General features: G+C 69.2%; 6 protein-coding genes and 1 pseudogene. 4 read left to right on the forward strand and 3 right to left on the reverse strand.

All coding sequences use genetic code 11. The annotated features are described in order from the left end of the window. The 3 genes and pseudogenes from AC1DOC_RS14245 to AC1DOC_RS14255 all read left to right on the forward strand — a co-directional run. Positions 1 to 503, forward strand: a 503-nt coding sequence (locus AC1DOC_RS14245) for a DUF1326 domain-containing protein (RefSeq protein ID WP_478129967.1), incomplete at its 5' end; no start/stop codon positions are given. Between the two features lie 61 nt (positions 504 to 564). Continuing rightward, positions 565 to 1377: pseudogene (locus tag AC1DOC_RS14250) on the forward strand (DUF2182 domain-containing protein); the annotation flags it as partial. Then, a complete protein-coding gene (locus AC1DOC_RS14255) occupies positions 1373 to 2260 on the forward strand; it encodes a DMT family transporter (RefSeq protein WP_478129968.1) in 888 nt (295 codons plus the stop codon). The pseudogene AC1DOC_RS14250 and the gene AC1DOC_RS14255, both read left to right, overlap by 5 nt. 15 nt (positions 2261 to 2275) lie before the next feature. Here AC1DOC_RS14255 and AC1DOC_RS14260 read toward each other — a convergent pair whose 3' ends face one another. The 3 genes from AC1DOC_RS14260 to AC1DOC_RS14270 are packed head-to-tail and all read right to left on the reverse strand — an operon-like array spanning position 2276 to position 5617. Continuing rightward, complete coding sequence (locus AC1DOC_RS14260) at positions 2276 to 3340, reverse strand: malate/lactate/ureidoglycolate dehydrogenase (protein ID WP_478079171.1); 1065 nt, start codon at positions 3338 to 3340, stop codon at positions 2276 to 2278. 7 nt (positions 3341 to 3347) lie between these two features. Then, positions 3348 to 4874 (reverse strand): UxaA family hydrolase, encoded by a 1527-nt coding sequence (locus AC1DOC_RS14265; RefSeq protein ID WP_436299513.1) that lies wholly within the window; start codon positions 4872 to 4874, stop codon positions 3348 to 3350. Then, entirely contained in the window at positions 4871 to 5617 is a 747-nt protein-coding gene (locus AC1DOC_RS14270; protein ID WP_436299514.1) for a FadR/GntR family transcriptional regulator, read from the reverse strand. Before AC1DOC_RS14270 ends, AC1DOC_RS14265 begins: the two co-directional genes overlap by 4 nt. 136 nt (positions 5618 to 5753) lie before the next feature. Here AC1DOC_RS14270 and AC1DOC_RS14275 point away from each other — a divergent pair. Next, positions 5754 to 6419 (forward strand): SDR family oxidoreductase (locus AC1DOC_RS14275; protein WP_478129969.1); only part of this gene is annotated, 666 nt, incomplete at its 3' end.

The raw sequence follows: 6419 nt of genomic DNA on the forward strand, positions 1-6419 counted from the left end.
CCATCGTCGCGTGGCGCATCGACAAGGGAACCATCGACGGCGTCGACGTCGGCGGCAACACCATCGCGGCCGTGGCGCATGTGCCCGGAAACATCCTCGAAGGCAACTGGACGGCGGCGATCTTCGTCGACGACAAAGCCTCCAAGGAGCAGGAAGAGGCGCTGCTCAAGGTCTACACCGGCAAGGCCGGCGGCCCGATCGCCGACCTGGCCGCCCTCATCGGCCAGGTGGTGTCGGTCGAGCGGGCGCCCATTCGCTTCACGGTGAACGAAGGCAAGGGCGAGCTGGAGATCGGCAAGGACTACTACGCCGAGCTCGAACCCTACCGCGGCGCGACCGGCGGGCAGACCACGCTGTCCGACACCGTGTTCTCCACGGTGCCGGGCGCGCCGGTGTTCGTCGGCAAGGCGCCCACCTACCGCTCGAAGAACCCCGCCCTCGGCATCGACCTCGACATCAAGAACCACAACGCCCTGCAGAGCACCTTCGTCTTTGATTCATGAGCGCCGTGCCGGGCCGCCCCAAGCAAGCTCGCACCGCAGTGCGGAGCACGGAGGTTAGCCAGTGAACCCCGCGGCCGGCTTGCCGCCGCGCAACGTCACCCGCCACCGCCGCGTGTTCCTGCCGGTTCTCGCTGCGCTGGCCGCGCTTGCGTGGATGGCGTTGTGGGCCTGGGCGCGCAGCCCCTACGGGCGCTATCTCGAACACGGCGACTGGACCGCCTCGGGGCCGGCCGCGTTCCTGTGCCAGGCCATTCCGGCCGGCGGCGTGGTGGTGCCTGCGGTCCTCTATGCGGTGGCGTGGATCCTCATGACCATGGCCATGATGCTGCCGACCACGCTGCCGCTGTTCAATGCCTTCGACCGCCTGACCGCGGGGCGGCCGGACCATGCGCGCCTGCTCGTGCTGCTGGAGCTCGGCTACATGGCCGTGTGGGGTGCCTTCRGGCTGCTGGCGCACGGGCTCCACAGCGCGGTACTGGCGCTGCTCGCGAGCGCGCCCACGCTGGCCTGGCACGGCTGGGTGATCGGCGCCGCGACCATCGCGCTGGCCGGCGCCTTCCAGTTCAGCCGCCTCAAGCACAAGTGCCTCGAGAAGTGCCGCACGCCGCTGAGTTTTGTCATCGAGCACTGGCGCGGCCACGCGCAGGCGCGCCAGGCGTTCGCGCTGGGCCTGCACCATGGCCTGTTCTGCGTCGGCTGCTGTTGGGCGCTGATGCTGCTGATGTTCGCGCTCGGCACCGGCAGCCTCGGCTGGATGCTGCTGCTGGCCGCCGTCATGGCGCTGGAAAAGAACGTTCCCTGGGGCCACCGCCTGAGCGCGCCGCTCGGGTTTGCGCTCTTGGGCTGGGCCGTCTTCATGGTGGGGGCGCATGTCTGRAGCCATCTCCGAGGTGCGCCGCGCGCCGTCCACCCTGCAGACCGTCGCGCTGACCGCGGTGGCCATGGTCGCATTCGCGGCCAATTCGCTGCTGTGCCGGCTCGCGTTGCAGCAGCGGGGCATCGACCCGGCCAGCTTCGGCAGCATCCGGCTGGTTGCCGGTGCGCTCACGCTCGCGCTCGTCGTGCAGTTCCGCGCCCGGCCTGCCGTGCCCGGCCGTGCCGACTGGCTCGCGGCCGCCATGCTGTTCGCCTACGTCGCGTTCTTTTCCTTCGCCTACCTGAGCCTCTCCGCGGGCACGGGCGCGCTGATCCTGTTCGGCGCGGTGCAGCTCACGATGCTGGGCGCGGGCCTGGGCTCGGGCGAGCGCTTCGGGCCCGTGGCATGGATCGGCTTCATGCTGGCGGCCGGCGGGCTGGTCTACCTGGTGCTGCCGGGCGTTGCGGCGCCGCCGCTGCTCGGTGCCGTGCTGATGGCCATCGCGGGCGTGRCATGGGGCGTGTATTCGCTGCGCGGCCGCGGCGTGCCCGATCCGCTGGCCGCCACGGGCCGCAACTTCATGCGGGCCGTACCGCTGGCCCTGGCGCTGAGCCTTGCCTTCATGATGCGTGCCCATGCGGATGCCACCGGCATCGCGCTGGCCGTGGCCTCCGGCGCATTGACCTCGGGCCTCGGCTATGTCGTCTGGTACGCGGCGCTGGCGCGCCTGTCGGCCATGCAGGCGGCCACCGTGCAGCTGTCGGTGCCGCTCCTGGCTGCGTTCGGCGGCGTGCTGCTGCTGTCGGAGGCGATCACGCCGCGGCTGGCGGCGGCCTCGGTGGCCATCCTGGGCGGCATTGCGATCGTGCTGAGCCAGAAGTCGCGCAAGGCGCGGCGCTAGAAGGAAACGCGGCCTTTACGCGGCGGCGACCGCCACGCCCACCTTGGTTCCGGCCGCGACGATCTCGCCCCAGGTCGCATCGTCCAGCCAGATGCCGTCGCGCTCGCGCGCCACGCGTGCAGCGCGCTCCGGCTCGCCGGCGATCTGCACCTGGTCGAAGCCGGCGCCCGGCGGGCTTTGGCGCAGCCACTCGACGAAGGCCGTCGCCTCCTGCGCGAAGCTGGCCTGGGTTCCCAGTTTGGCGGGGTCGATCAGGATCGTCAGCATGCCGTTGAGCACCGTGCGTGCCGTGTCGGCCGGACGGTGCCAGGTGCCGCCGCCGGTGAGCGCGCCGCCCAGCAGCTCGCAGGCCATCGCCATGCCGTAGCCCTTGTGTTCGCCGAAGGTCATGAGCGCGCCGAACAGGCCGTTGGCCTGCGGCACCACCACCACGCCGGGATCGTTGGTGGGCGCGCCGCGCTCGTCGATCAGGTAGCCGTCGGGCACGCGTTCGCCCTTGTTGTGGGCGACGCGCATCTTGCCCTGCGCCACGCGGCTGGTGGCAAAGTCGAGCAGGAAGGGTTCGGCGCCTGCGAGTGGAATGCCGATGCAGCAGGGGTTGGTGCCAAAGCGCCCGTCGCCGCCGCCCCACGGCGCCACCACGGGCCGCGACAGCACGTTGACGAAGTGCATCGAGACCAGGCCCTCGGCCGTTGCCATTTCGGCGAAGTGCCCGATGCGGCCCAGGTGGTGCGCATTGGCGAGCGTGAAGATGCAGCTGCCGTGCTGCTTCGCCCGTGCAATGCCGAGTTCCATCGCCTGCACGCCGACGATCTGGCCATAGCCATGCTGGCCGTCGAGCGCGAGCAGCGTGCCGATGTCGGCGTTGACCTTGATCGCGGCATTGGGCACGAGGCCGCCTTCGGCCACCGCATCGACATAGCGCGGCAGCATGCCCACGCCGTGCGAATCATGGCCGCTCAGGTTGGCCAGCACCAGGTTGTCGGCCACCTGCGCGGCTTCGGCCGACGTGCTGCCGGCGGCTTCGAGGATGCGGGCGCATTGCGATCGCAGAACAGAGGAGGAAAGGGTTTGGGGCATAGGTTCCTTACATCACGGCGCCGACTTGCCACGGCACGAATTCATTCTGGCCGTAGCCATGTTTCTCGCTCTTCGAAGGCTCGCCGGACGCGGTGGCCAGCACCAGTTCGAAGATGCGCTGGCCCATCTCCTGGATCGAGCTGGTGCCATCCACGATCTCGCCGCAGTTGATGTCCATGTCTTCTTCCTGCCGCTGCCACAGCGCCGAGTTGGTCGCAAGCTTGAGCGAAGGAGAGGGCGCGCAGCCGTAGGCCGAGCCGCGTCCGGTGGTGAAGCAGATGACGTTCGCGCCGCCCGCGACCTGCCCGGTGGCGCTCACCGGGTCGTAGCCCGGCGTGTCCATGTAGACGAAGCCGTGCGCCGTGACCGGCTCGGCGTATTCGTACACCGCCTCGAGGTTGCTCGTGCCGCCCTTGGCCACGGCCCCGAGCGATTTTTCGAGGATGGTCGTCAGGCCGCCCGCCTTGTTGCCCGGCGAGGGGTTGTTGTTCATCTCGCCTTCGTTGATTGCGGTGTAGTGCTCCCACCACTTGATGCGGTCCACCAGCTTCTGGCCGACCTCGCGCTTGACGGCTCGGCGCGTGAGCAGATGCTCGGCACCATAGACCTCGGGCGTCTCGCTCAGGATGGCCGTGCCGCCGTGCGCCACCAGCAGGTCGACCGCCGCACCGAGGGCCGGATTGGCGCTGATGCCGGAGTAACCGTCCGAGCCGCCGCACTGCAGGCCGATCGTGATGTGCGCCGCGCTGCAGGGCTCGCGCTTGACCGCATTGGCGCGCGGCAGCATCTCGTTGATCAGCGCAATGCCTTTCTCCACCGTCTTGCGCGTGCCGCCGGTGTCCTGGATGTTGAAGGTGCGGAAGTTCTCGCCTTCGGCCAGGTGGCCGGTCGCGAGCCAGGCATTGATCTGATTCGCCTCGCAGCCCAGGCCCACCACCAGCACGCCCGCGAAGTTGGGGTGCGTGGCATAGCCCGTGAGCGTGCGCTCCAGGATCTGCATGCCCATGCCCTGCGTGTCCATGCCGCAGCCCGTGCCGTGGGTGAGGGCCACGATGCCGTCGACGTTCGGGTAGCCGGCCAGCGCCGATGGATTGGTCTTGCGCGAGAAGTGGTCCGCAATGGCGCGCGCCGCGGTGGCCGAGCAGTTCACGCTCGTGAGCACGCCGATGTAGTTGCGCGTGGCCACGCGGCCGTCGGCCCGCCTGATGCCCATGAAGGTGGCCTCGCGCTTGGCGGGCGCGGGCTTCACGTCGGCGCCGAAGGCGTAGTCGCGTTCGAAGTCGCCCTTGTCGGGGCCCATGTCGAGGTTGTGCGTGTGCACGTGCTCGCCGGCCGCAATGGGCTTGCTCGCGAAGCCGATGATCTGGTTGTAGCGACGCACCGGTTCACCGGCGGCAATGGCGTGCGTCGCCACCTTGTGGCCGGCGGGAATCAGGCCGCGCACGGCAAAGTCTTCGACCTTGGCGCCGCCGACCAGCTGGCTGCGCGCGATCACGACGTCGTCGGCCGGATGCAGGCGAATGAAGGGATTCATCGTGGAACTCGTGTTGTGTGGGAATCGGAAGGAGAAGAGGTTTTTTTCGCGCGGCGCCAGCTCGCGCTGAATCGTTGATGCGAGTTGTCCATGTGGGCGTGCATGGCGGCGCGTGCGGCCTCGGGGTCGCGCGCGGCCACGGCGTCACGGATGGCCTCGTGCTCGGCAATCGCCGAGCGCCAGGAGGCCACCGTCTCGAAGTAGCCGCCCAGGCGCGTGAAGATCGGGCCGTTGCGCGAATCCCAGAAGCTCTGCACCGTTTCCACCAGCACGGCGTTGCCGCTGGCATTGACGATGGCCACGTGGAATTCGCGGTCGCCCTCGAGCGGCAGTATTTCGCGGTCGGCGAGCCCGCGCATCGTTTCGATGGCGCGGCTCATGGCGTCGATGTCCTTGCGCTTGCCGACGGCAGCCGCGATGGCGGCGGTCTCGCCCTCGATCACGCGGCGCGCGCGGATCAGCTCCAGCGGTCCCCATTCGGTAGGCGCCACCGGCTTGCTCGCGCGGTGCGAGCGGTCCAGCACATACACGCCCGAGCCCGTGCGAACCTCGACCCAGCCCTCGACCTCGAGCGCGATCAGCGCCTCGCGCACCGAGGGCCGGCTCACGCCGAGCTGCTGGGCCAGGTCGCGCTCGGCCGGCAGCCGCGCGCCGACGGCAAACTCGCCCTTGCCGATCAGCCCGCGCAGCTGGTCGGCAATCTGGCGATAGAGGCGCTGGGGTTCGACGGTCTGGAGCGGCACGGGTGGTGGGTTAAGGGTTGTCCTGAATTGGACAAGTGGTAAGGCCAATTCAGAATACGATCCGTACCGCGCCGCTGCCATCGGGCCAAACCCTGAACGCCGGGCAGCCGGTGCGCCACTTTCCAAGGAGACATGCATGAGACTCAAGGGCAAGACCGTGCTCGTGACGGCGGCCGCACAAGGCATCGGCCACGCGAGCGTGCTCGCCATGGCCGCCGAAGGCGCGCAGGTGTGGGCGACCGACGTGAACGAGAAGCTGCTGGGGCGCTACGCGGGCGTTGCCAACGTGCGCACCGCGAAACTCGATGTGCTCGACAAGGACGCGATCGGCGCCTTCTTCAAGAGTCTTCCCGCGCTCGACGTGCTGTTCAACTGCGCCGGCGTGGTGCACAACGGCACTGCGCTCGAGGCCACCGACAAGGACCTCGAATTCGCGTTCGCCCTCAACGTGCGCGCCCAGTTCTGGACCATCCAGGCCGCGCTGCCCGGCATGCTGGCCGCGGGAAGCGGCAGCATCATCAACATGGCGAGCGTCTGCTCCAGCATGAAGGGCCTGCCCAACCGCTTCGTCTACGGCACCACCAAGGCCGCGGTGCTGGGCCTCACCAAGAGCGTGGCGGCCGACTTCGTGTCGCGCGGCATCCGCTGCAATGCCGTGTGTCCCGGCACAGTCGACACGCCCTCGCTCGGCGAGCGCATCAATGCCAACGAAGACCCCGAAGCGGCGCGCAAGGCCTTCATCGCGCGCCAGCCGATGGGACGGCTCGCGCAGGCCGAGGAAATCGCGCCCGTGGTGGTGTTC

This window comes from Variovorax sp. 01T439_2 (genome assembly GCF_056398445.1).

What these genes read in the sequence shown, in the direction of transcription:
- AC1DOC_RS14260 (WP_478079171.1), bottom strand. Translation starts at nt 3,340, where the DNA reads ATGCCCCAAACCCTTTCCTCCTCTGTTCTGCGATCGCAATGCGCCCGC.
- AC1DOC_RS14265 (WP_436299513.1), bottom strand. Translation starts at nt 4,874, where the DNA reads ATGAATCCCTTCATTCGCCTGCATCCGGCCGACGACGTCGTGATCGCG.